19 protein-coding genes are annotated in these 22357 nt (G+C 34.9%); 13 read left to right on the forward strand and 6 right to left on the reverse strand.

What is annotated here, in order from left to right; translation table 11 throughout:
• Window positions 1-31: 31 nt before the first annotated feature.
• The 7 genes from guaA to K7G76_RS09205 all read left to right on the forward strand — a co-directional run bounded on the left by guaA (window position 32) and on the right by K7G76_RS09205 (window position 8882).
• Entirely contained in the window at window positions 32-1567 is a 1536-nt protein-coding gene (guaA, locus tag K7G76_RS09175; protein ID WP_223033902.1) for a glutamine-hydrolyzing GMP synthase, read from the forward strand.
• A 45-nt stretch (window positions 1568-1612) separates the two neighbouring features.
• Window positions 1613-3523, forward strand: coding sequence for an amino acid ABC transporter substrate-binding protein (locus tag K7G76_RS09180; RefSeq protein WP_223033903.1), 1911 nt, complete (start codon window positions 1613-1615; stop codon window positions 3521-3523).
• A gap of 56 nt (window positions 3524-3579) precedes the next feature.
• Window positions 3580-4110: a DUF922 domain-containing protein gene (locus K7G76_RS09185; RefSeq protein WP_223033904.1), complete on the forward strand. Its 531-nt coding sequence runs from the start codon at window positions 3580-3582 to the stop codon at window positions 4108-4110.
• A gap of 12 nt (window positions 4111-4122) precedes the next feature.
• Complete coding sequence (locus tag K7G76_RS09190; protein WP_407927997.1) at window positions 4123-4356, forward strand: DUF3820 family protein; 234 nt, start codon at window positions 4123-4125, stop codon at window positions 4354-4356.
• Between the two features lie 92 nt (window positions 4357-4448).
• Window positions 4449-6086, forward strand: coding sequence for a CTP synthase (locus tag K7G76_RS09195; protein ID WP_223033906.1), 1638 nt, complete (start codon window positions 4449-4451; stop codon window positions 6084-6086).
• Between the two features lie 102 nt (window positions 6087-6188).
• Complete coding sequence (gene yidC, locus K7G76_RS09200) at window positions 6189-8087, forward strand: membrane protein insertase YidC (RefSeq protein ID WP_223033907.1); 1899 nt, start codon at window positions 6189-6191, stop codon at window positions 8085-8087.
• A 90-nt stretch (window positions 8088-8177) separates the two neighbouring features.
• Window positions 8178-8882: a toxin-antitoxin system YwqK family antitoxin gene (locus K7G76_RS09205; protein ID WP_223033908.1), complete on the forward strand. Its 705-nt coding sequence runs from the start codon at window positions 8178-8180 to the stop codon at window positions 8880-8882.
• A 557-nt stretch (window positions 8883-9439) separates the two neighbouring features.
• On the opposite strand, the gene K7G76_RS09210 is transcribed toward K7G76_RS09205, so the two are convergent.
• A complete protein-coding gene (locus tag K7G76_RS09210; protein ID WP_223033909.1) occupies window positions 9440-10891 on the reverse strand; it encodes a fasciclin domain-containing protein in 1452 nt (483 codons plus the stop codon).
• Between the two features lie 201 nt (window positions 10892-11092).
• On the opposite strand from K7G76_RS09210, the gene mnmA reads away from it, so the two are divergent.
• From mnmA to K7G76_RS09225, 3 genes are all read left to right on the forward strand, one after another.
• Window positions 11093-12289: a tRNA 2-thiouridine(34) synthase MnmA gene (gene mnmA, locus K7G76_RS09215; protein WP_223033910.1), complete on the forward strand. Its 1197-nt coding sequence runs from the start codon at window positions 11093-11095 to the stop codon at window positions 12287-12289.
• A 92-nt stretch (window positions 12290-12381) separates the two neighbouring features.
• A complete protein-coding gene (locus K7G76_RS09220) occupies window positions 12382-13986 on the forward strand; it encodes a S8 family serine peptidase (protein ID WP_223033911.1) in 1605 nt (534 codons plus the stop codon).
• A complete protein-coding gene (locus K7G76_RS09225; RefSeq protein WP_223033912.1) occupies window positions 13986-14927 on the forward strand; it encodes an NAD(P)H-dependent flavin oxidoreductase in 942 nt (313 codons plus the stop codon). Before K7G76_RS09220 ends, K7G76_RS09225 begins: the two co-directional genes overlap by 1 nt.
• Before the next feature lie 3 nt (window positions 14928-14930).
• On the opposite strand, the gene K7G76_RS09230 is transcribed toward K7G76_RS09225, so the two are convergent.
• Entirely contained in the window at window positions 14931-15857 is a 927-nt protein-coding gene (locus tag K7G76_RS09230; protein WP_255572975.1) for a TolB family protein, read from the reverse strand.
• A gap of 167 nt (window positions 15858-16024) precedes the next feature.
• Window positions 16025-16846 (reverse strand): hypothetical protein, encoded by an 822-nt coding sequence (locus K7G76_RS09235; RefSeq protein WP_223033914.1) that lies wholly within the window; start codon window positions 16844-16846, stop codon window positions 16025-16027.
• Window positions 16847-17143: 297 nt separating this feature from the next.
• Between K7G76_RS09235 and K7G76_RS09240 the strand changes: the two genes are divergently transcribed.
• The 3 genes from K7G76_RS09240 to K7G76_RS09250 are packed head-to-tail and all read left to right on the forward strand — an operon-like array spanning window position 17144 to window position 19321.
• Window positions 17144-18529, forward strand: a complete 1386-nt coding sequence (locus K7G76_RS09240; RefSeq protein ID WP_223033915.1) for an MATE family efflux transporter — start codon at window positions 17144-17146, stop codon at window positions 18527-18529.
• On the forward strand, window positions 18516-18743 hold the full coding sequence (locus K7G76_RS09245) for a hypothetical protein (protein WP_223033916.1): 228 nt from the start codon (window positions 18516-18518) through the stop codon (window positions 18741-18743). The genes K7G76_RS09240 and K7G76_RS09245 overlap by 14 nt, the downstream gene beginning before the upstream one ends.
• A 2-nt stretch (window positions 18744-18745) precedes the next feature.
• Entirely contained in the window at window positions 18746-19321 is a 576-nt protein-coding gene (locus K7G76_RS09250; protein WP_223033917.1) for a phosphatase PAP2 family protein, read from the forward strand.
• On the opposite strand, the gene K7G76_RS09255 is transcribed toward K7G76_RS09250, so the two are convergent.
• The 3 genes from K7G76_RS09255 to K7G76_RS09265 are packed head-to-tail and all read right to left on the reverse strand — an operon-like array spanning window position 19322 to window position 22276.
• Complete coding sequence (locus tag K7G76_RS09255) at window positions 19322-20950, reverse strand: ArnT family glycosyltransferase (protein WP_223033918.1); 1629 nt, start codon at window positions 20948-20950, stop codon at window positions 19322-19324. It lies immediately after the preceding gene.
• Window positions 20931-21563, reverse strand: coding sequence for a lipid-A-disaccharide synthase N-terminal domain-containing protein (locus K7G76_RS09260; protein WP_223033919.1), 633 nt, complete (start codon window positions 21561-21563; stop codon window positions 20931-20933). The genes K7G76_RS09255 and K7G76_RS09260 overlap by 20 nt, the downstream gene beginning before the upstream one ends.
• Window positions 21560-22276 (reverse strand): glycosyltransferase, encoded by a 717-nt coding sequence (locus K7G76_RS09265; protein WP_223033920.1) that lies wholly within the window; start codon window positions 22274-22276, stop codon window positions 21560-21562. Before K7G76_RS09265 ends, K7G76_RS09260 begins: the two co-directional genes overlap by 4 nt.
• Window positions 22277-22357 lie beyond the last annotated feature (81 nt).

Here is a 22357-nt window from a genome sequence, read left to right on the forward strand (position 1 = left end):
GTCAATCTAAATGCAATTATTACTTTTGCACATGCAACACAATAACGTACTTATTTTAGACTTCGGATCGCAATATACACAGCTTATTGCGAGACGTGTAAGGGAACTCAATATTTACTGCGAGATTCACCCATTTAACAAGATTCCAAACAACATTGAAAGCTATAAAGCTGTTATCTTATCAGGTAGCCCAAACTCGGTGAGAGGAGAAGATGTTTTGCATCCAGAATTAAAAGGCATTCGAGGCGAGAAACCTTTGTTGGCTGTTTGTTATGGTGCACAATATTTGGCACATTTTTCAGGAGGTGAAGTAGCACCTTCAAATACTAGAGAATATGGTCGGGCCAATCTATCTTATATCAAAGAAAAAGAATCATTTTTTCATAATATATATGAAGGCAGCCAAGTTTGGATGAGCCATAGCGATACCATCAAGAAACTCCCTGAAAATGGTGTGCTTTTGGCAAGTACCCACGATGTTGAAAATGCAGCTTATAAAATTGAAGGGGAGCAGACCTATGCTATACAGTTTCATCCAGAAGTATACCATTCAAAAGATGGAAAACAATTATTAGAAAATTTTTTGGTAGATATTGCTGGTGTTAATCAAGATTGGACACCGCAATCTTTTGTAGAAGAAACAGTAGCCGACTTACAAAAGCAATTAGGTGATGATAAAGTCGTGCTTGGTCTATCTGGAGGTGTGGATTCTTCTGTGGCAGCTATGTTGCTTCACAAAGCCATTGGGAAAAACTTGTATTGCTTATTTGTAAATAATGGCTTGTTACGAAAGAATGAATTCCATGATGTACTTGAGCAGTATAAAGGCATGGGGTTGAATGTAAAAGGCGTTGATGCTTCGGCACGCTTTTTGGAAGCCTTAAAGGGATTAAGCGATCCAGAGCAAAAGCGTAAAGCAATTGGTCGCGTTTTTATTGAGGTTTTTGATGATGAAGCTCATGAAATTACCGATGTAAAATGGTTGGCTCAAGGTACCATTTATCCAGATGTTATAGAAAGTGTTTCGGCAACTGGTGGGCCTAGCGCAACTATTAAAAGCCATCACAACGTTGGTGGGTTGCCAGATTTTATGAAGCTGAAAGTGGTAGAGCCCTTAAAAGCATTATTTAAGGATGAGGTTAGACGTGTTGGAGCTTCAATGCATATGGAAAAATCGCTTTTAGGTAGACACCCATTTCCTGGCCCAGGTTTGGCTATTAGAATTTTGGGAGATATTACGGCCGAAAAAGTTCGTATATTACAAGAGGTTGACGCTGTTTTTATAAATAATTTAAAAAAATGGAATTTATATGATAGCGTTTGGCAAGCTGGAGCCATATTATTACCAGTTAATAGTGTTGGGGTTATGGGAGATGAACGTACCTATGAAAAATGTGTAGCCTTAAGAGCTGTTGAAAGTACTGACGGTATGACTGCAGATTGGGTAAATTTACCTTATGAGTTTTTACAAAAAACCTCGAACGAAATAATAAATAAGGTAAAAGGCGTTAATAGAGTAGTGTACGATATCAGTTCAAAGCCACCTGCAACAATTGAGTGGGAATAGTCTTTAATTAAACTTTTACCGTATATAATTAAAAATCAATATTACATGAAACAGTTTTTTTATCTTTTAACCTTACTATTGGTCTTTAGTTGTGCAAGTATTAATGCACAAAATTACAAAACCCATAAAGTTAAAGATGGAGAAACTATTGAGAGTATAGCTAAACAGTATTTAGTTACACCCTATGATATTTATGCTTTAAACCCTGATGCAAAAAAAGGGGTAAAAAAAAATACAGTTTTAATTATTCCAGATTCTAAAGTAACTGATGCGCCACAAGCCGCCATTTCAAAAGAGTTGGTTGGGTTCAAGGAACATAAAGTTAAGCGAAAAGAAACACTGTATAGTCTTTCTAAAGCATATGACGTTACTGAAGATGAAATTAAAAAGCACAACACATTTTTATACGCTAATAATTTAAGAAAGGGAGACAAATTAAAAATACCTGTTTACAAAAAAACATTGGTGGTTGTCGAGCCTGTTTCGCCTACTAATACTTACACGGTATTGCCTAAAGAGGGTAAATGGCGTATTGCTTATAAATATGGAATTACGGTAAATGAATTAGAAGCATTAAATCCCAATATGCCAGAAGTATTAAATCCTGGTGATAAAATTTATGTTCCTAATGTCGATAAGAATGAAGTGAAGGAGGTAAGTGAGCAGTATTCTTATTACGAGGTTTTGCCTAAAGAGGGGTTTTACAGACTGAAATTAAAATTAGGTTTAGAACGAGAAGAATTGGAAGCTTTAAATCCTGAATTAAATAATGGTGGCTTAAAAGTGAGCATGATTTTAAAAATACCTTTTACCGGTGAAGTTAATGGTGTGATAGCCAATATTGAAGGTGTAAATCTAGCTTCAAAACATATAGATGGAGAGACCAAACATATAGCGGTTATGTTGCCATTTAAGTTGGATAAAGTTGTTTTAGATTCCATTACAGATACTAAAAGGCAAATAAATCGTGATCCCTACTTAAAAACATCTTTGGATTTTTATTCGGGTGTTTTAGTGGCATTCGATTCTCTTAAACGATTGGGAGTTTCATTAAAAGTAGATGTTTATGATACGCGAAATATGTCAAGTGAAGTGTCTAGTATTTTAAGAACCGATAAGTTGAATGCTGTTGATGCTGTTATTGGTCCTTTTATGCCAGATAATGTTGAGCGCGTTGCCCAAGCCTTAAATGCGTATCAAGTTCCTGTTGTTTCACCTCTAACTAAAAATGTAAAATTATTAGATAACGTTTTTCAAACAAGACCTTCTGAAGATTTGTTGTCAAATAAGATTATAGAATATGTTAAAAATGATTCTACCTTAAGCCAGGTAATCATTATAGCTGATCATGAGCATACGAAAGTTAGCGATAATTTAAAGCGCATATTTAATAGAGCATCACAAGTGTATTCTAGAAAAAATAAAGAAGGTGTAGATGCTTATTTTATTTTGGATAGCGATATTATTGATAAATTAAAACCGGGAAAGAATATTGTGTTTTTGGAAACAGCTAATTCTGGTTTGATTTCAAATGTTACAAGTAAACTAAACGCGTTAAGATCTGATGGTGTTGAGATTGTATTGGCTACAACTAATATGAACAAGGCCTTTGAAGACGATGAGGTTTCTAATTATCATTTGTCAAACTTACAATTTCATTTCCCTACTATAGCAAAAACCTACAACGAAGAAGATAGTAATAGTTTTGCTAAACAATATAAATCGCGTTATGGGATAACACCAAATGCTATAGCGGTTAGAGGTTTTGATTTAACAATGGATGTTGTATTACGATTGGCTACAAACAATAATTTATACGAGTCTGTTGTCAACGACCCGTTAACTGAATATGTAGAAAACAAATTTTCTTATAAAAAGGAGATGTTTGGTGGTTACTTTAACAGCACGGTGTATTTGGTAAAGTACGATGGACTTAAAATTGTAGAGGTGAAATAATGGTTTTGCCTATGTTCATGTTTGCAATATTTAGAGTGGTGTTTCGTTAATCATTTATGATTCGTATTCTTGTTTTTTGCATAGCAGCCTTATCATTTTTAAAAAGTGACCAGAGTATTCCTTGGCAAGAGAATTATAAATTAAGTTGGGAGAATTTTATAGGGCAGCCAGACCCTAATTCAGATGCTGCAGCAGTTACGTCTTCGGGTATTACATTTGGTTACCGTTTAAGTCGTGTAAATAATGTGATTGAAAGTATTCATGTTGAAGTTACAGCGCATTTTTATCCTGAAAAGTCTTGGGTGAAATCCAATGAGGCGGACAATCATATTCTGGCTCACGAGCAATTGCACTTTGATATTACCGAATTGTATACACGCAAATTAAGAAAAGCTACCTCTCAAGTTGTTGTTTCCCAAAATGCAAATAATGAATTGGATGCCATTCACAGTAGAATTGTTAAGGAGTTGAATGATTATCAAAACCATTATGATGATGAAACCAATTATTCGCGAAATCATGAGGCTCAAGCCAAATGGCAAAAGAGTATTAAGGAGGCTTTAGAAGCCTTGAAAGATTATCAATAAGATAAACTAGAAATAGTGCAACCAGATAAAGATTTTCTCATAAAATTAGCGCATACAAAAATGCCTTTCGGAAAATATAAGGATAGGTACTTAATAGATTTGCCAGAGTACTACATTGTCTGGTATCATAATAAAGGGTTTCCTCAGGGAAAGTTGGGCGATTATCTTCAAACGGTTTACGAACTAAAAGTTAATGGGTTAGAAGATTTAGTAAGAAATATTAAAAATAACTTTCCAAGACCTTAAAAACTTTAATTAATTTGCCCTTTTTAATCTTAAAAACAATACCTGATTACCTAATTTAATTTTGTAAATTTGCCTGCGTTTAACAACGCAACATGACAACAACAAAATACATATTTGTAACAGGAGGTGTAACGTCCTCATTAGGTAAAGGAATTATTGCCGCATCTTTGGCAAAACTTTTACAGGCGCAAGGTTATCGAACAACCATTCAAAAATTAGATCCCTACATTAATGTTGACCCAGGAACATTAAATCCTTACGAACATGGCGAATGCTATGTAACAGATGATGGAGCCGAAACCGATTTAGATTTAGGGCATTACGAACGCTTTTTAAATGTCCCTACCAGTCAGGCCAACAATGTAACCACTGGTCGTATTTATCAGAGTGTGATAGAAAAAGAACGACGAGGTGAATTTTTAGGAAAAACGGTTCAGGTTATTCCTCATATCACGGATGAAATTAAAGAACGTGTTCAAATTTTAGGGAACTCTGGTGATTATGATATCGTCATCACTGAAATTGGAGGTACTGTTGGTGATATTGAGTCTCTACCTTATGTTGAAGCTGTACGTCAGCTTAAATGGGATTTGGGCGAGCATAATGCTATAGTTATCCATTTAACATTAGTACCATTTTTATCGGCAGCTGGTGAATTGAAAACAAAACCAACCCAACATAGTGTTAAAACATTGATGGAAAGTGGTGTTGTGGCAGATGTATTGGTTTGCAGAACGGAGCATGAATTGCCCGAAGACTTAAGACGTAAGTTGGCCTTGTTTTGTAATGTTCGCGAAGAAGCCGTCATACAATCAATCGATGCATCTACAATTTACGATGTGCCAAATTTAATGCTTAATCAAGGCTTGGATAAAGTCGTGCTTAAAAAACTGGATTTAGAAAGCGCAACTCCAGACTTAACACGGTGGAATCAATTTCTACAACGACATAAAAACCCTAAAACAGAAGTTACAATAGGGTTAATTGGCAAGTATGTAGAATTACAGGATTCTTATAAGTCCATTTTAGAGGCCTTTATTCATGCTGGTGCCGAAAACGAGGTAAAAGTTAATGTTGAGCCTATTCATTCTGAATATTTATCTGAAGAAAATGTAGATGTTAAGTTGTCACATTTAGATGGTGTTTTAGTTGCTCCAGGCTTTGGAGAACGTGGAATTGAAGGTAAAATAGATGCTGTTAAATATGTCAGGGAAAACAATATTCCTTTTTTCGGTATTTGTTTAGGCATGCAAATGGCAGTTATAGAGTATGCAAGAAATGTGTTAAAGCTTTCAGATGCTAATTCAACAGAAATGGCTCCAGATTGTGAAAATCCAGTTATAGATTTAATGGAAGACCAAAAATCTATAACAGATAAAGGCGGTACCATGCGTTTAGGAGCTTGGGCATGCGACTTAAAACCTAATAGTATTGCTTATAATGTATATAAGTCTAATGCAATAATGGAGCGTCATCGCCACAGATTTGAATTCAATAATGATTATAGAGAACAAATTGAGTCAGCAGGAATGATTGCCACAGGAATTAATCCTGATACCAAATTAGTAGAAATTGTTGAAATACCTGAACACACATACTTTATTGGAGTGCAATACCATCCAGAGTATAAGAGTACAGTGGCCAACCCACATCCATTATTTGTGTCGTTTGTTAAGGCAGCTTTAAAACGAAAAAACAAAAGTAAAGATGCCAGTATGGCACAAAAGTAATTTTGGATAGTTTTTTGACAATCCAAAATGTAATAACAACTAAATAGTCAGAAGAAGAGTAAGTAGCATAAAGCATTTTCTCAATTTGGCCGTAATTTTAATATGGAAGAAAAGAAATTTGACCTAAATTCAATAATCGGATTTATCTTGATTTTTGGAATACTTGTGTACATGATGTACACCAATCAACCAACACCTGAAGAGTTAGCAGAGCAGGAAAAAGCTAAACAGGAACAAGTAGATGCTGAAAAGAAAACACAACAAGATAAGGCTGCTGCGGTAACATCAGCTGAAGATTTTTCGGCAGCTGCGGTTCAGGATTCTGCACAAATGGTAGCTTTAAACAATAAGTTGGGTGCTTTTGCTTATTCTGCGACATTACCATCTGCAACAGCAAAAGAAACATTAGTAGAAAATGACGTGTTGGCTATTAAGTTTAGTAATAAAGGCGGATATGTTTCAGAAATAAAATTGAAGCAATTTGTAGACTATGACTCTATTCCAATTTATTTAATTAAAGATGGTAATGCCGACTTTAATATTAACTTCAGCACCACAGATAGCCGTAACTTAAACACTAGAGATTTGTATTTTCAGCCTAATATTTCCAAAAATGGGGAGAATACAGTTGTTTCTATGAAATTAAAGGTTTCTGAACAGGCCTTTTTAGAGTACCGTTACGAACTGAAACCTAATGAGTACATGATGGACTTTACCATTCGTTCTCAAGGATTGGCTTCTGTTTTTAACTCATCACAACCAATAGGTTTGGATTGGGATTTAAAAGCCATTCGCCACGCGAAAAGTATTTCATATGAAAACAGGTATACAGAAGTTGTATTTGAATATGAAGATGGGAAAGATGATTATTTAGGTCAGCAAGAATTAACAGAAGACACCGCACAGGATGTAACTTATGTAGCTTACAAACAGCACTTTTTCACGTCTATTCTATTAGCTGATACACCATTTAAATCAGCAAGTTTAAAATCAGAAAATCTAGTTCAGGATGAAGAAATAGATACGGTTTATACAAAGGCTTTTGCAACCAAGTTGCCTTTGGAATTACAAGGTGGTGAATTAAATAAAAGTATGAATTGGTACTATGGGCCAAGCGATTATAAAATTTTAAATAACTACGACCGAAATCTGGATGAGGTAGTTCCTTTGGGTTGGGGGATTTTTGGGTGGATAAACCGCTACGTGTTTATTCCAATGTTTGGATTTTTAAGTGGATTCTTGCCATACGGAATAGCTATTATTGTTATGACAATTTTAGTGCGAATTGTTATGTCACCTGTTACATATAAGTCTTATGTGTCACAAGCTAAAATGAAGGTTATAAAACCAGAAATTGCAGAAATTAATGCCAAGTATAAAGACAATGCCATGAAAAAACAGCAAGAAACCATGGCCTTGTATAGTAAAGCAGGTGTTAGCCCTATGGCTGGTTGTTTGCCGGCTTTAATGCAATTGCCAGTCTTTTATGCTTTGTTTCAGTTTTTCCCTTCGGCATTCGATTTAAGACAAAAAAGCTTCCTTTGGGCAGAAGATTTATCATCTTATGACACTATAGCGAAGTTGCCGTTTAATATTCCTTTTTATGGAGACCATGTAAGCTTGTTCCCTATATTGGCATCTTTAGCGATTTTTTTCTATATGCGAATGACAACCGGTCAGCAAATGGCGTCGCAACCTACACAAGAAGGAATGCCAGACATGGGTAAAATGATGAAGTATATGATATATTTCTCACCAATCATGATGTTGTTCTTCTTTAACAACTACGCTTCTGGTTTAAGTTTGTATTACTTTGTTTCCAATTTAATTACCATAGGTATTATGTTGGTTATTAAAAAGTACATTATAGATGAAGATAAGATTCATGCTAAAATTCAAGAGAACAAGAAGAAGCCTAAAAAGCAAAATAAGTTTCAGCGAAAAATGGCAGAAATGATGGAGCAGGCCGAGCAGCAAAAAAAGAACCAAAACCGTAAATAAGTAAAAAGGCTGTCAATTTTGGCAGCTTTTTTGTTATAAAACATTTTCATAAAATTTACGTTTATTAAAATTGTAAAACTTAATTCAAAAATGAAATCTATTGTTTCTATTTTAATTGTATTAATAGCTGGATTAGCCTCTGCTCAAGAGTTTAATCAGTTTGACGCTAATGGCAAGCGACATGGTGATTGGAAGAAAAACTTTGAAGGCACGCGAGTTTTGCGTTATGAAGGAAAATTTAATCATGGTCAAGAGGTAGGCCAGTTTAAGTTTTACAAGAATATAAATGGTAAGGCTGTGCTAACGGCCACCCGAGATTTTAATGGCGATGGTACAGCAAAGGTTACATTTTTTGCTTCTAACGGAAAGGTTGTGAGTGAGGGCTTAATGAAAGATAGGACATATATAGGTCCGTGGAAGTACTTTCATAACAATTCAGATCAGCTGATGACACTAGAGCATTATAATAGTTCTGGAGAATTAGATGGCGACCGCATAATTTATTATCCTAATGGACAAATGGCTGAAAAAACATTTTATAAAAGTGGTAAGTTAGATGGTAAAGCCTATTGGTATGCTGAAAATGGTGTGCTTATTAAGGAATATTTATACAACAATGGCTTGTTGCATGGTAAGGCATCATTTTATGACAAAGCAGGTACCATAATGGTTGAGGGAGTGTATAGAAATGATAAGAAACACGGTATATGGAAATACTACGAAAATGGTGAACTAAAGGAAGAAAAGGACTTTACGGTTTACAGTAAAAACCCTTACAAGAAAAAGAAAAACTAATATAACAGAGTTTATATAAAATGAAAGCTCCTTAAGAAATTAAGGAGCTTTACTATGTTAGGTATAATCTAATTTGAATTTATAAGCTATTAATCATCAAAATGGGGAAGTACCTAAACATAAGCATGGGCAATATATATAATTATTTAGGACTCACAAAATATTCTATAAATAAATAGTTTTATTACATGAGAAAAGACTATTCTTTATTTAGAATAGCCTTCCTCTTTTTCATAGCCATTTTTAACTAACTAACTAACTTAATTTGACAACCAACCAAATATAAAACGACTATGTTTTTTTGCTGTTAATAATAAAGGTGGTAAAACAACCTTGTTAAATTTTATAACGTCATAGGCAGCATGAAACATCAACAGCAAATATGATTCGCGTACTCTTGTCGTTCAATTAGTAAAGGCTGCGCACCACCTAAACTTCAAATTTTTTTAATAACTTAAATTTTTTGGAACTTGACTTTACTTTTTTAAATTGGTCTTCTGATCGCTATTGCAATAACAATTCAAAAGACCAACTCTATCATTAATCTATCTTAATTTTTAGTTAGGTAACATGACTTTGTTTAGTACATGTATTACTCCATTTCCTGCTTGTACATCTACGGCAACAACTCCAATATCAGTTGCACCTGAACCATCTGTAATATCAGCAATGTTATCTCCAGTTCCAGGAACATTCAATGTAAATACGCCACCTTGCAAAGAAGTTACGGGATTGGCACCTGTCATTAAGTCTCCTGAAGTAATATTAGCCTCGCTAGCTACATGATATAATAATACTGCTGTCAAGGTCGGTTCAGCTGGTACACCACCTAAATCTTCTATTAATGCATCAAAGGCGTCATTGGTTGGGGCAAAAACTGTATAGTTAGGATTAATGCCATCTGCATTACTTCCTGTTGTTCTACTTAATATTTCCGCAAAATCAGTTCCAGGAGTTAAGTCTGTTAAAGCTGCTTGTAAAGTGTCGAATAATGGATCTGCAACCGCAAAAGTTACTACAGTTGGAATATCTATTACGGTATCAACTGCATGGATAATTCCATTTGTCCCAACTACATCCGCCTGAAAGACAGAAGAAATACCATTAAAAGTAACACCATCTGTTGTGTCGTAATATATGCTTATGTTATTATCATTAGGACCCATAGCAGAGGTGAAAGTGTATCCTGATCCAGCATCTATTAAAAAGTCAGCATTAATGGCTGCACCAATAACGTGATTTAGTAATAAAACTCTTAAGGCTGCAGTATCAACACTACCTAAAGGTGTACCATCTAAAAATGTTTCGAAGGCATCATTGTTTGGAGCTAAAACTGTAAATGGTCCTGCACCACGTAATGTGCTCACTAAATTATTACCCATACCATCATCATCAGCAGCACCAAGAGCAGTTACTAAACTTGAAAATGAATCATTCATAATAGCATGATCTACAATATCTGGTAAACCTATAACGGCATTTATAATATGGATTGTACCGTTGGATGCATTAACGTCTGCAGTTGTTACGGTTGCAGTGTTGTTAAAGCGCACTCCATTTGTAGCATCAAAATACAGACTGATATTTAAGCCTGCGGCGCTAGTGGCACTACCTGATGCATATCCTGTTCCTTGTGCTTGTAAGTCTGCAGCTTTTACATCTGCCATAATTACATGGTTTAGTAATACTTGAGAAAGTACATCTGTTGGAACGTCTTCTAAAGAAGCAAAACCATTGGCATTCAAAAATGCAGTAAACGCTGCATTTGTTGGTGCTAACACTGTAAATGGGCCATCGCCTTCTAGTACGTCAACTAAATTCCCGTCAGCACGCACTAGGGCTTGAACTAGTGTTGACAATTCTGGAGTTTCCAGAGCAATTTCTACAATAGATTTAGCCTGAGGTGCTGGACTAGGTGTAGTATTGTCATCATCGCTACTACACGAAAGAGTAACCAATAACACCAGGGCTAAAGCTGTTATTTTTTTTAAAGCTGTTAATGTTTTCATTGTTTTTGATTTAAGATTATTAAATTTTTGTTTAGCAAATATATAAAAAGATTAAACAAACAACCAAATAATGTTTAAAAAAATTAACAAAACTTTAAACAAATAAAAATATTTTCACTCTCAATCATTTAATTATTCGATAGTTTAGAGGAAAAACAATGGTATATAAATAAGAGTATTTATGTATCTTTGCAGCCCATTATGAAGGAACAAAAGCGTGTTATAATAGGTTTATCAGGTGGAGTAGATTCCAGCGTTGCTGCATACCTTTTAAAAGAGCAAGGGTATGAGGTTATTGGCTTGTTCATGAAAAATTGGCATGACGATTCTGTGACTATTTCAGATGAATGCCCTTGGTTGGATGATAGTAATGATGCTATGTTGGTAGCCGATAAATTGGGCATACCCTTTCAAACGGTCGATCTAAGTGAGCAATATAAAGAGCGCATTGTAGATTATATGTTTAGGGAGTATGAAAATGGACGTACTCCAAATCCTGATGTGCTTTGTAATAGAGAAATTAAGTTTGACGTATTCATGAAAATTGCTCTTGATTTAGGAGCCGATTTTGTTGCTACAGGTCATTATTGTAGAAAAGGAAGTATTGAAAAATATGGAAAGGTAGTCTATCAATTACTGTCTGGTGTCGATAACAATAAGGACCAATCGTATTTTTTATGTCAATTGTCTCAAGACCAATTGTCAAAATCACTATTTCCAATTGGAGAACTCACCAAACCAGAAGTGCGTGAAATAGCAACCAAATTAGATTTGGTTACAGCCGATAAAAAAGATTCACAAGGGCTATGCTTTATAGGTAAGGTAAGATTACCAGATTTTCTACAGCAACAACTCAAACCAAAAGACGGTGTGATTGTTGAGGTGCCACAATCCAATTCAAATTATAAAAACCATATTAATAATTTCGATTCTAAATGGGAAGAACTAGAGTACAAATCTAGAAAACTAAAATATGACGTTTCCGACGGCAAAATAGTTGGGAAACATCAAGGAGCCCATTTTTATACAAAAGGACAGCGCAAAGGCTTGGCAGTAGGCGGAACTCCAGAGCCATTATTTGTTATTGATACTGATGTTGAGAAAAATGTAATTTATACAGGTCAAGGTAAGGCGCATCCAGGATTGTACAAGTCGGCATTGTTTATTAAAAATGAAGAACTACATTGGATTCGTGAAGATTTAGCATTGCAAATTGGTGAAACAATGTCCGTTGATGCCAGAATCCGGTATAGGCAACCATTACAAAAAGCTACATTGCATAAAGTAGAGTCAGGTTTGTACATAGAATTTGAAGAACCACAATCAGCCATAACCGAAGGGCAGTTTGCGGCTTGGTATCTAAACGATGAACTTTTGGGTTCAGGAGTAATATCTTAATGTTAAATTGAATTACCGGATTAATTTTCATGATATGGTATTATATCATTGAAAATCCATAAATTTCAGATTAAGAATTTCTTAAAGCATTTATGTTAAAAAAAATATTGGCTATTTACTTTCTGTTGATTGGGACAATTGTTTTGGCTCAAGAAGATGCCTTGGTCTACTTCAATGCTAAAACTGATGTTGCTTCAGCACTAGCAAACCCTTTAACTATTTTAACACAAGAAGCGATACATAGAAAAAACTTACGTGGAACCTTGATAGACTTTAGGGATGTTCCCGTAGATGAAACGTATATTTCTCAAATAAAAAATACTGAAGGAATAACGGTTTTGGCAAAATCCAAATGGTTTAATGCTGTTCATGTGCAAGGATCAGAAGTTCACATTAATAATTTATTAAATGAAAGTTTTGTGGGGCATATTGAGTTTTTTGATAGAAACCTAAATGAATCTAGGGTTGGTGATATTAACAAAAAGCCTAGTATAGAAAATAGAAGACCAAATTTTGAATATGGTAATGCAACTACTCAAGTAGAGATGATTAATGTAGATGATTTACATGCTCTGGGATATACAGGTGAAGGTGTAATTATTGCTGCTTTAGATGCCGGATTTGGGAATGTAGATACTATGACGGGGTTTCAAAGATTAAGGGACTCGGGTAACATATTGGGTGTCTATGATTTTTACAATAGATCTGAAAATGTATATATTGACGAAGCTGGATATCATGGTACAATTTCATTAAGTACTATGGCTGGTTTTTTCGAAGGGGAATACACAGGAACTGCCCCAAATGCCAGTTTCTATCTTTTTAGAACAGATAATGCTTTTGGAATTGATCAACCTATAGAAGAAAGTCTTTGGATTGAAGCGGCAGAGCGAGCAGACAGTTTAGGAGCTGATATAATAAGTTCCTCTTTGGGTTTCAGAGGGTGGTTTGAAGAACGTTATAGTTATACGCCTGAAGATATGGATGGTAACACAACATATATAACCCGAGGCGCTAATATGGCTTTTGAAAAAGGTATGCTAATTGTGAATTCGGCCGGAAATGAAGGTGAAGATGGTGTTATTGCTCCAGCAGATGCAGAGCATGTTTTAACGGTTGGAGCTGTTTATGGTTCTGGAGAATATGCCTATTTTAGTTCACAGGGGAATTCATTTCAGCCTTCTCAAAAGCCAGATGTTGTAGCAAGGGGATGGAATGTTGCGGTAATTCATGAAAGTGATGAGGTTAGGGTAGCTCACGGAACATCCTTCAGTTCTCCAATTGTAGCAGGTGCTATTGCTTGTTTATGGCAAGCCGTTCCAAGTTTGACTCATGCCGAAATAATGCAAGCTGTAAAACAATCAGCCTCACAATATAGCACACCTGATAATTTTTTGGGGTATGGAATACCAAACTTTGGTCTAGCGTTAAATACTTTGTCGTCTGAAGACGAGGAAGTAAATGATTTTGCAGTTTTTCCCAATCCGGTATCCAATAACTTGCAGATTATTTTTCCTGAAAACGTTGAAGTAGTAAATCTTGAACTGTATAACATGTTAGGTAAGCTTATAATGAAGAAGACCATTTTTAGAAATTACAATACAATAAATTTAAAAGAATTGGTTGCTGGTATGTACATTCTTAAAATCCAAACTTTCAATCATGGCTTTAAAACCTTTAAACTACTTAAAAAATAATGAATAACAGAATTACCAAACTTTTCAATATACAATATCCCATAATTCAAGCTGGCATGATTTGGAATAGTGGCTGGCGATTAGCTTCGACTTCTAGTAATGCTGGTGCTTTGGGTTTAATAGGAGCAGGAAGCATGTATCCAGATGTTTTACGTGAACATATTCAAAAGTGTAAACAAGCAACCGATAAACCATTTGGTGTAAACGTCCCAATGTTGTACCCTAATATCAAGGAGATTATGGATATTATTGTTGAAGAGGGTGTCAAGATAGTCTTTACTTCGGCTGGAAACCCAAAAACTTGGACGAGTTGGTTGCAGGAAAAAGGGATTACGGTAGTGCATGTGGTTAGTAGTGTTAAGTTTGCTTTAAAGGCACAAGAAGCTGGTGTAAATGCTGTGGTTGCTGAAGGTTTTGAAGCAGGAGGGCATAACGGTCGCGATGAAACAACAACGCTTACACTAATTCCTATGGTAAAAGAGCAATTGCAGATTCCGCTTATTGCAGCAGGAGGTATTGCAACGGGTCAGGCTATGTTAGCTGCTATGGTTTTGGGTGCAGATGCTGTACAGGTTGGTAGCCGGTTTGTGGCTAGTGAGGAAAGTTCGGCGCATCAAGCTTTTAAACAGGTCGTAGTTGATGCCAAAGAAGGAGATACGCAATTAACCTTAAAAGAATTGGCGCCAGTCCGATTAATCAAGAATAAGTTTTTTAACGATGTCCAAGAGTTATATAAAACGGCTCCAACTTCAGAACAGCTAAAAGAACTATTAGGCAGAGCTCGAGCAAAAAGAGGTATGTTTGAAGGTGATTTGGATGATGGGGAATTAGAGATAGGACAAATTGCTGGATTGATTCACGATATTAAACCTGTAGCTCAAATTGTCGAAGATATGATGCAGGAATTTGAAGCTGCAAAAAAACGAGTTTCCAATCTATAATTATTAATCGGTCTTATTAGCTTTAAAAAGAATTTGGTACAGCTTGCTTGACCCATTATTTACTTTATTAAGCTCTTTAATCAAACTGTCAAGGTCTAAAGGTTGTTCATGTTTTATTTGTGTATGATCACGTTTACTTGTAAAATAAAGTACACCATTTTTTACAAATGGACAGTAATCCATTTTGTCAGAATTAATTTCTGAACCTAAATTTTCAGCTTTTAACCAACGGTTTTCGGTTCGTTTACTGATATAAATATCACCACTTCCCAATCCATCAGTTCTATTGTAACCACCAAACAAGATGTAAGACTCATCAGGAGCAATAAAAGCATTATATTCATAGCTGTCCGAATTTATTGTGTCGGGTAGGGCTTCAGGTTCTTGATACACACCATTTTTTAAAACACTGACATATATATCATCTTTTCTGTTTTTTGAAGTATCGTCTCGTGTGAAATAAAAATTGCCATTATCAGCAATTGAAGGATAAAATTCACCATGTTCTGTATTGATAGGTGCCCCTAAATTTTTAGGTTCTGACCATGAGCTCTTTAGGCTCGATCTTTCAACATACCAAATATCAAAATCCTTGGGTTTCATGGAATCATCTAAGGGTCGAGTTGATACAAAGTATAGTTTTAATCCATCAGGAGAAAAACAAGGTTCCAAATCAAAATACTGTCCTGAAAATGAAGCTACCTTTGCATCATTCCAGGGCCCTTTTATTTTTTGTACTAAAATAATGGTCGATAAATTTCCCATGACACTTTGTGCTGTAAACAATATTTCATTGCCATCTGGGGAGATCGCAATATCACGAACATTGGGAAATTTTGTTGTGATTTCTGATAAAAAGGGTTCCGATTGATGTTGGCAGTAGCAAAGATTACAAGTAAGGATGATAGTGAGTGAAAGAATAAGCTTCATAATTAAAAATTGATTGAACACAAGATAGTAATTCATTGGATAGCGGCTTCATAATGATTTGTTAATCAAAAGAGAAGATTTAGAGGACTACAAGTAGTATTCTAAAAAAAACTGCCGAAGCAGTTATTATTGCTCCAACAGTTTTCAATTTTTAAAATATGGTTATTCTAGTTTTCAGGCTTGTTTAAAGCAGCTACTAGACGTACTATTTCTTGCTTAACATCTTCTGAAAGCTGATCCGACTGCTCTCTAATTTCCTTTAAATCTTTGTCGGGGTGTACTTTCTTAAAAATAGTTGGGAAATCCATATTCTTCATATTATCTAAATATGTGAAACTATCAAAATCCAACACGGTAATATAGTTGCCTTCGTCATCAGCACCACCCATTATGCGTTCCCAAACAGAAAAATCTCTTAAGTGGCCTGCTTTAACTGCTTCACGTATGGCTGGCATCCAGACGTCATCAACTATTTTACGGTAATCACTTTTGTTGTCATCATCTACTTGAATAAAGTTTATCATGCTCATGGCAGAATAACTAGGCCCTTGTAAAGCGCTAGACCTTAATATGTATATCTGACTTCCAACAAAATCAGCCATGCTTTGGAATGTATTGTACATTTCCAATGCTTTGTCACCAAATGCTTTCCCGGCTGTTCTTGGGCCAAAATCAGGAGCAATCATCATATCCAATTGTTTCATGTCTGTAAAAACAGTCACCATCCGGTAATCACACTTACATTCCTCTCCATTAGGATACATGGTTTCTACTAAAACCCAATCTAATACAGCACCGGCCTCCTGTGCTGCTTTGTTAAATTTAATACCATTCTCTTTAAGCCAAGAGCCTAGCTCATTAGATTTAGATTTAATACAGCCTATTTCAACATATACATTTTCAGGGGCTTCTTGTCCAAAAGAGGGGGCTTGAAAAATAAACGTAAAAAATAGTAAATAAATTAGTTTTGCTTTTTTAATTGTTTTCATAATTAAGTTGTATTGGTTAGTTAATAAATGTTTACAATTTCAATAGATATTATGAGATTATAATATCTGATTAACATTAACTTTTAAATAGGAATAGATGGATGAGTAGAGAAAGGCAGAATGTTTCTATCTAATAAAGATAATCAATTTTTTGATAAAGAGGTTGGTTCTTCTGGTATTAATATTAAGATTATCAGTTGTTTAACTGATTTTTAATGAGTCAGGAACTTTAAAACCCCAAATTATTTGAGGGCTTTTAATAAATTATTTCCCATTCTAAAGTACTACTTTTGCCAAATGGTTTTAAGCAATTACACCAAGGAGTTTAAATATAATTGGCAACTGGCTTCACCCGTTATGTTGGGTATGTTGGGGCATACCTTCGTGAGTTTTGTTGATAATATCATGGTAGGACAGTTAGGGACTGCCGAACTAGCTGCGGTATCGTTGGGTAACAGTTTTATGTTTATAGCCATGTCGTTGGGTATTGGTTTTTCAACAGCTATAACACCTTTAGTAGCTGAAGCTGATGCTGAAAACAACTTTGCTTCGGGTAAGTCAGCTTTTAAGCATGGATTGTTTTTGTGTACAGCTTTGGGAATTTTATTGTTTCTAATGGTGTTTTTTGCGAAGCCCCTTATGTATCTCATGAAGCAACCAGCCGAAGTTGTGGAATTGGCCATTCCGTATTTAGATTTGGTAGCATTTTCATTAATTCCTCTAGTCTCATTTCAAGCCTTTAAGCAGTTTAGTGATGGTCTGTCTATGACACGCTATCCTATGTATGCTACTTTGGTAGCGAATATTGTAAATGTAGCCTTAAACTACGTTCTGATTTTTGGAAAGTTAGGCTTTCCGCAAATGGGCATCGTTGGTGCGGCTTACGGCACATTAATATCCCGTTTTGTAATGGTTGGATTTTTATGGTGGCTCTTGAAGGGGCATGAAAAATCCAAAGCCTATGTTACACAAATCAAATTGTTTGTATTGAATTCCAACATGGTTAAAAAAATCATGAGTTTGGGTTCACCAAGTGCCATGCAAATGTTTTTTGAAGTGGCCATTTTTACGGCAGCTATATGGTTAAGCGGATTGTTGGGTAAAAATGCACAGGCCGCCAATCAAATAGCCTTAAATTTATCGTCTATGACGTTTATGGTTGCTATGGGTTTAAGTGTGGCATCCATGATACGGGTTGGCAACCAAAAAGGATTGCAGAATTATTTGGAGTTAAGGCGTATTGCATTTTCATTATTTTTAATGGGAGCATTGTTTGCCATATGTTTTGGACTCTTGTTTTTTGCCTTTCACACTGAGTTGCCAAAATTATATTTAGATCAAAATGATATGTTAAATGCTATTGATAATACTGAAGTGATGGCTATAGCCTCAAAACTTTTGATTGCAGCTGCAATATTTCAAGTTAGTGATAGTATTCAGGTTGTAGTTCTTGGGGCATTAAGAGGCTTGCAAGACGTTAAAATACCAACAATAATAACTTTCATCTCATATTGGGTTGTTGGTTTTCCTATAAGTATTTATTTTGGAAAATCTGATAGTCTGGGTAGTTTTGGAATATGGCTTGGACTGTTGGCTGGTTTATCTACTGCCGCTATTTTATTGTATATTAGATTTAATTATTTAACAAAAAAGTTAATTGATGCAAAACATGGAACTTCCTAAATTTATTTTAGGCGATAATACCGATTATCCTAACGCTATTTATGTGATACATACCGAATTTCCACGATTTATTATCAACCTTGAAAATGATGAAGTAGAATGGTTGGAGGATTTTGATCAACAGGATCAACGTGAATTGGAAACTGAAGCTGAAAACTTAATTGAACAAGCCAACAAGTTTTACGATAGGGAAGTAGAACGCTACGAAGAATAGTTATGTTAGAACAATTAGTGCAGTTGGATACTGACCTTTTCTTATACCTTAATAATTTAGGAACAAACACATGGGATGCCTTTTGGATGTTTTATACCACTAAATTTTATTGGATACCGCTATATGCCGTTTTGTTATTTTTGATTTACAAGATGCCGAATCCCAAAATTTTTATTTTAACTGTTGTTTTAATAGTTTTAATGATTTCATTTACAGATCAGGTTACTAACGTGTTTAAAAAGATATTAGTTATGCGTTTAAGGCCTTGTCATGATCCACTTTTGGAAGGGTTGGTTAGATTGGTGAAGCCCAATTGTGGCGGCCAATTTGGATATTTTTCTGGGCATGCATCCAACTCGATGGCAGTAGCCGTATTTACAGGATTTATGTTGCGTTACCGCTTTAAATACTTGCTTTATATTTTAATAGCCTGGTCAATAGGTATGGGTTATAGCCGCATTTATATAGGTGTGCATTATCCACTTGATGTATTGAGTGGTTGGATTTTTGGGGGACTTTCGGGATATATGTTTTACCGCTTGGATAAATATTTTCAAAACCGATTTAGAATGCGATAGCTACCGCTTGGTTAGAATGTAGTAATTGGCCTGTAAGCGCTCTTTATATTGTTTTGAATCTGTATCGACTTGGTTTAAATCGAAAGAGCCTTGCTTTTCAATATGATATAAGGACTGCATATAGTCCGAATCTTCAGGGCTGATTCCTATGGCCAATAAACCAAATGTATTGTCTTTGGGAAATTCAATAGTGCCATCTTCTGATTTTATTGCTGGAATTTTATCACCATATTGCCAAATAACTTCTGGTGCGATATAATTAAACTGATAAAGATTTAAATTACTGGTTGCTTTCAAACCACTAATAGGTTTGTAGGTTTCACTAATTAATACGTTTTTTATTGGTAAAGCCGTAAGTAATAGGGCTGCAAATAGAGCAAATGTTAAATAAAACACGCTGGGTAGTTGCTTCTTTTTTAAAAACTTAAAAATTAAAACCCCAATAGTGAAAAGTAGTAAGCCTGAAGTAATAATATAGCCATAATAGCCTTTCATATTGCCCTTTAAAAACCATGCAACAATAAAAATATAAGCTATTCCAATAAAACCTATTAGGCCAAAATTAAAATAGAGAGGATATGTTTCGCGTTTGTCTTTTAGAGTTTTAAATTCTCGAATTACATAATCCATATAAAAACTGATATTTATGGACAACGGAATTAAAACAGGCATTAAATAGCGTGACTTTTTCTCTGGAATAAGCGATAACAATATAACGGCCAATAGTGTCCACAATAAACTAAACTGATAAGCTTTTAAATGCCTGACCCGATTCTTTAAGTACGGATACAACAAGCTGATAAATGCAGGAATGGTCCATATCCCACTTTGTGTGAAAAAGCTCCAATAATAGTAAAATGGTCTAACATTATAACTACTCCAGTTACCCGTTTCTTTTTCAGCAATAGTTGTAAAAGTTTCAGGGTCATAGGCACGAATATATAAATACCACCAACTGCCAAGTAAAACCCCTACTATCAAGATAATTACAATGGCTACAAGTTTTTTAGATAAGGGTTTATATTTAAAAGTAAATCCATAAGCCAACAAAAAGGGTAGAAATAAGGCATATAAAGAAACAGGCCCTTTACTTAAAAACGAACAGCCTAAAAATACACTGGCTAGTAAAGCATATTTAAAATGTGATTTTTCATGTTCAAAAAACTGAAACAAAAAGTATATGGCAACACACATAAAACCATGGGTAAATATATCCCAAGGCGCTTCAATTATAATACCGATTACGTAAAATGATGAACCAATAATTAAAGCATTTCTGAATGCAAAAAATGTATCTTGAGTCAGCTTATATGAAAGCTTAAAAACAAAAACAGTTAGTAAAACCACAAATAATACTGCAGGAAGTCGCATGGCAAATACACTTTTAACACCAAAAATTGAAGCAGAAATAGCCGTAAGCCAAGTTGGTAGTGGTGGTTTTTCATAACGGGCTTCGCCATTCATTGTTGTCAATAGCCAATTATTATCAGTTAGCATCTCACGAGCTGTAATAAAATTACGCGCTTCCATAATAGTTACTTCCAATACATGTAAATTGGGGAGCAACATAATTATCAATATTATGCAAAGTGTTAAAATAGGGTATGAATTAACGAGTCGCTTTAGCATATCGGTAAATTAAAACTAAATTTCTAACATAAATAGTAGCGCCTAAAATATGCCCTACAAATAAAACCGGATCTTTTCTAAAAACGGCATAAGTTAAAATCAATATAGACCCTATTAAACTTAATGACCAAAACCCCATGGGTAAAGAAGATTCTTTTTGCTTTTCAGAATATAACCATTGATAAACAAAACGTAAAGTAAACACTACTTGAGAAACAATACCAAGAATTAACAGCCATAAAGGAATAGCATCGTTTTTAAATAACTTTTCTACATCTATAGCGTTATTATTAAAATAGTAAATGACAATAAAAGAAGGCATTAATAAAATAAACCATTGCAGCCATTTAGGTATCTGTTCCCATTTGTCCTGTAACTGGAGATTTCTGATGTAAATAAAATAGGTTAAACCTTGGCCGAGCATAATGGCAAAGTCGTCTCGTAAATATCCGTATACAAATAATAGAAATGAGGCTATTAAGCTTAAAGTCCAAAAAATAGTAGGTGTAATAACACGACCTTCTTTTTCTGAATACACCCATTGAATTATAAGTCGCGAGGAAAATAATATTTGAGCAAAAAACCCAATGCTATATATTATCCAATGACTCATTCGCTAGTTTTGGCAACGGTATAATTAATGTACTTTTTCTTCATCCATAAATACGCAAAGCAATCCATTAAAGGCCCTATAAGCCTGTTCCAGACCCCAAATTTTGCCTGACCCGCTACACGAGGAAAATGCTGAACCGGAATCTGTATTATTTTTCCATGCTGTAATAAAATCATAGCAGGTAAAAACCGATGTAAACCTTTAAACATAGGAATGCGTTTGGCATATTCAGTCTTTATGACTTTTAAAGGGCAGCCTGTATCGTCCATACCATCGTGAGTAAAAGCTCTGCGAACTCCGTTGGCAATGGTCGATGACATGTTTTTTACAAATGAGTCTTTTCGGTTTGCTCGTACACCAGTTACTAAATCATACGCTCCAATATGCTCCAACAATAAATTAAAATCTTCAGGAGCTGTTTGCAAATCAGAATCTATATACCCAACCAATTCAGTATCTGCGTAATCAAACCCAGCTTTTATAGCAGCACTTAAACCTCTGTTTTCAGCAAATGAAATAAAATGAAAACCTGCGTTTCTATTTGATATGGTTTCAATAAGTTCTTGACTGTTATCTTTTGAGCCATCGTTAACAAATAAAATTTTGGTTTTTTTTGAAGCTATTTTGGTGTAGGCTAATAACTCTTTTTCAACGCGGAGTAAATTATCTTCTTCATTATAAACGGGGACTATAATGGTAAATTGGTAATTCATGTAACTCTAGTTAGTTATGCAAATGTATTCTTTTTTAAAGAAATCTTTTCTTATCAAAAAAAAATGTTTCTTTGTAAGATA

Origin of the sequence: Hanstruepera marina, from assembly GCF_019880635.1 — a bacterium.
In the GTDB taxonomy this organism is placed as follows: Bacteria; Bacteroidota; Bacteroidia; order Flavobacteriales; family Flavobacteriaceae; genus Hanstruepera; species Hanstruepera marina.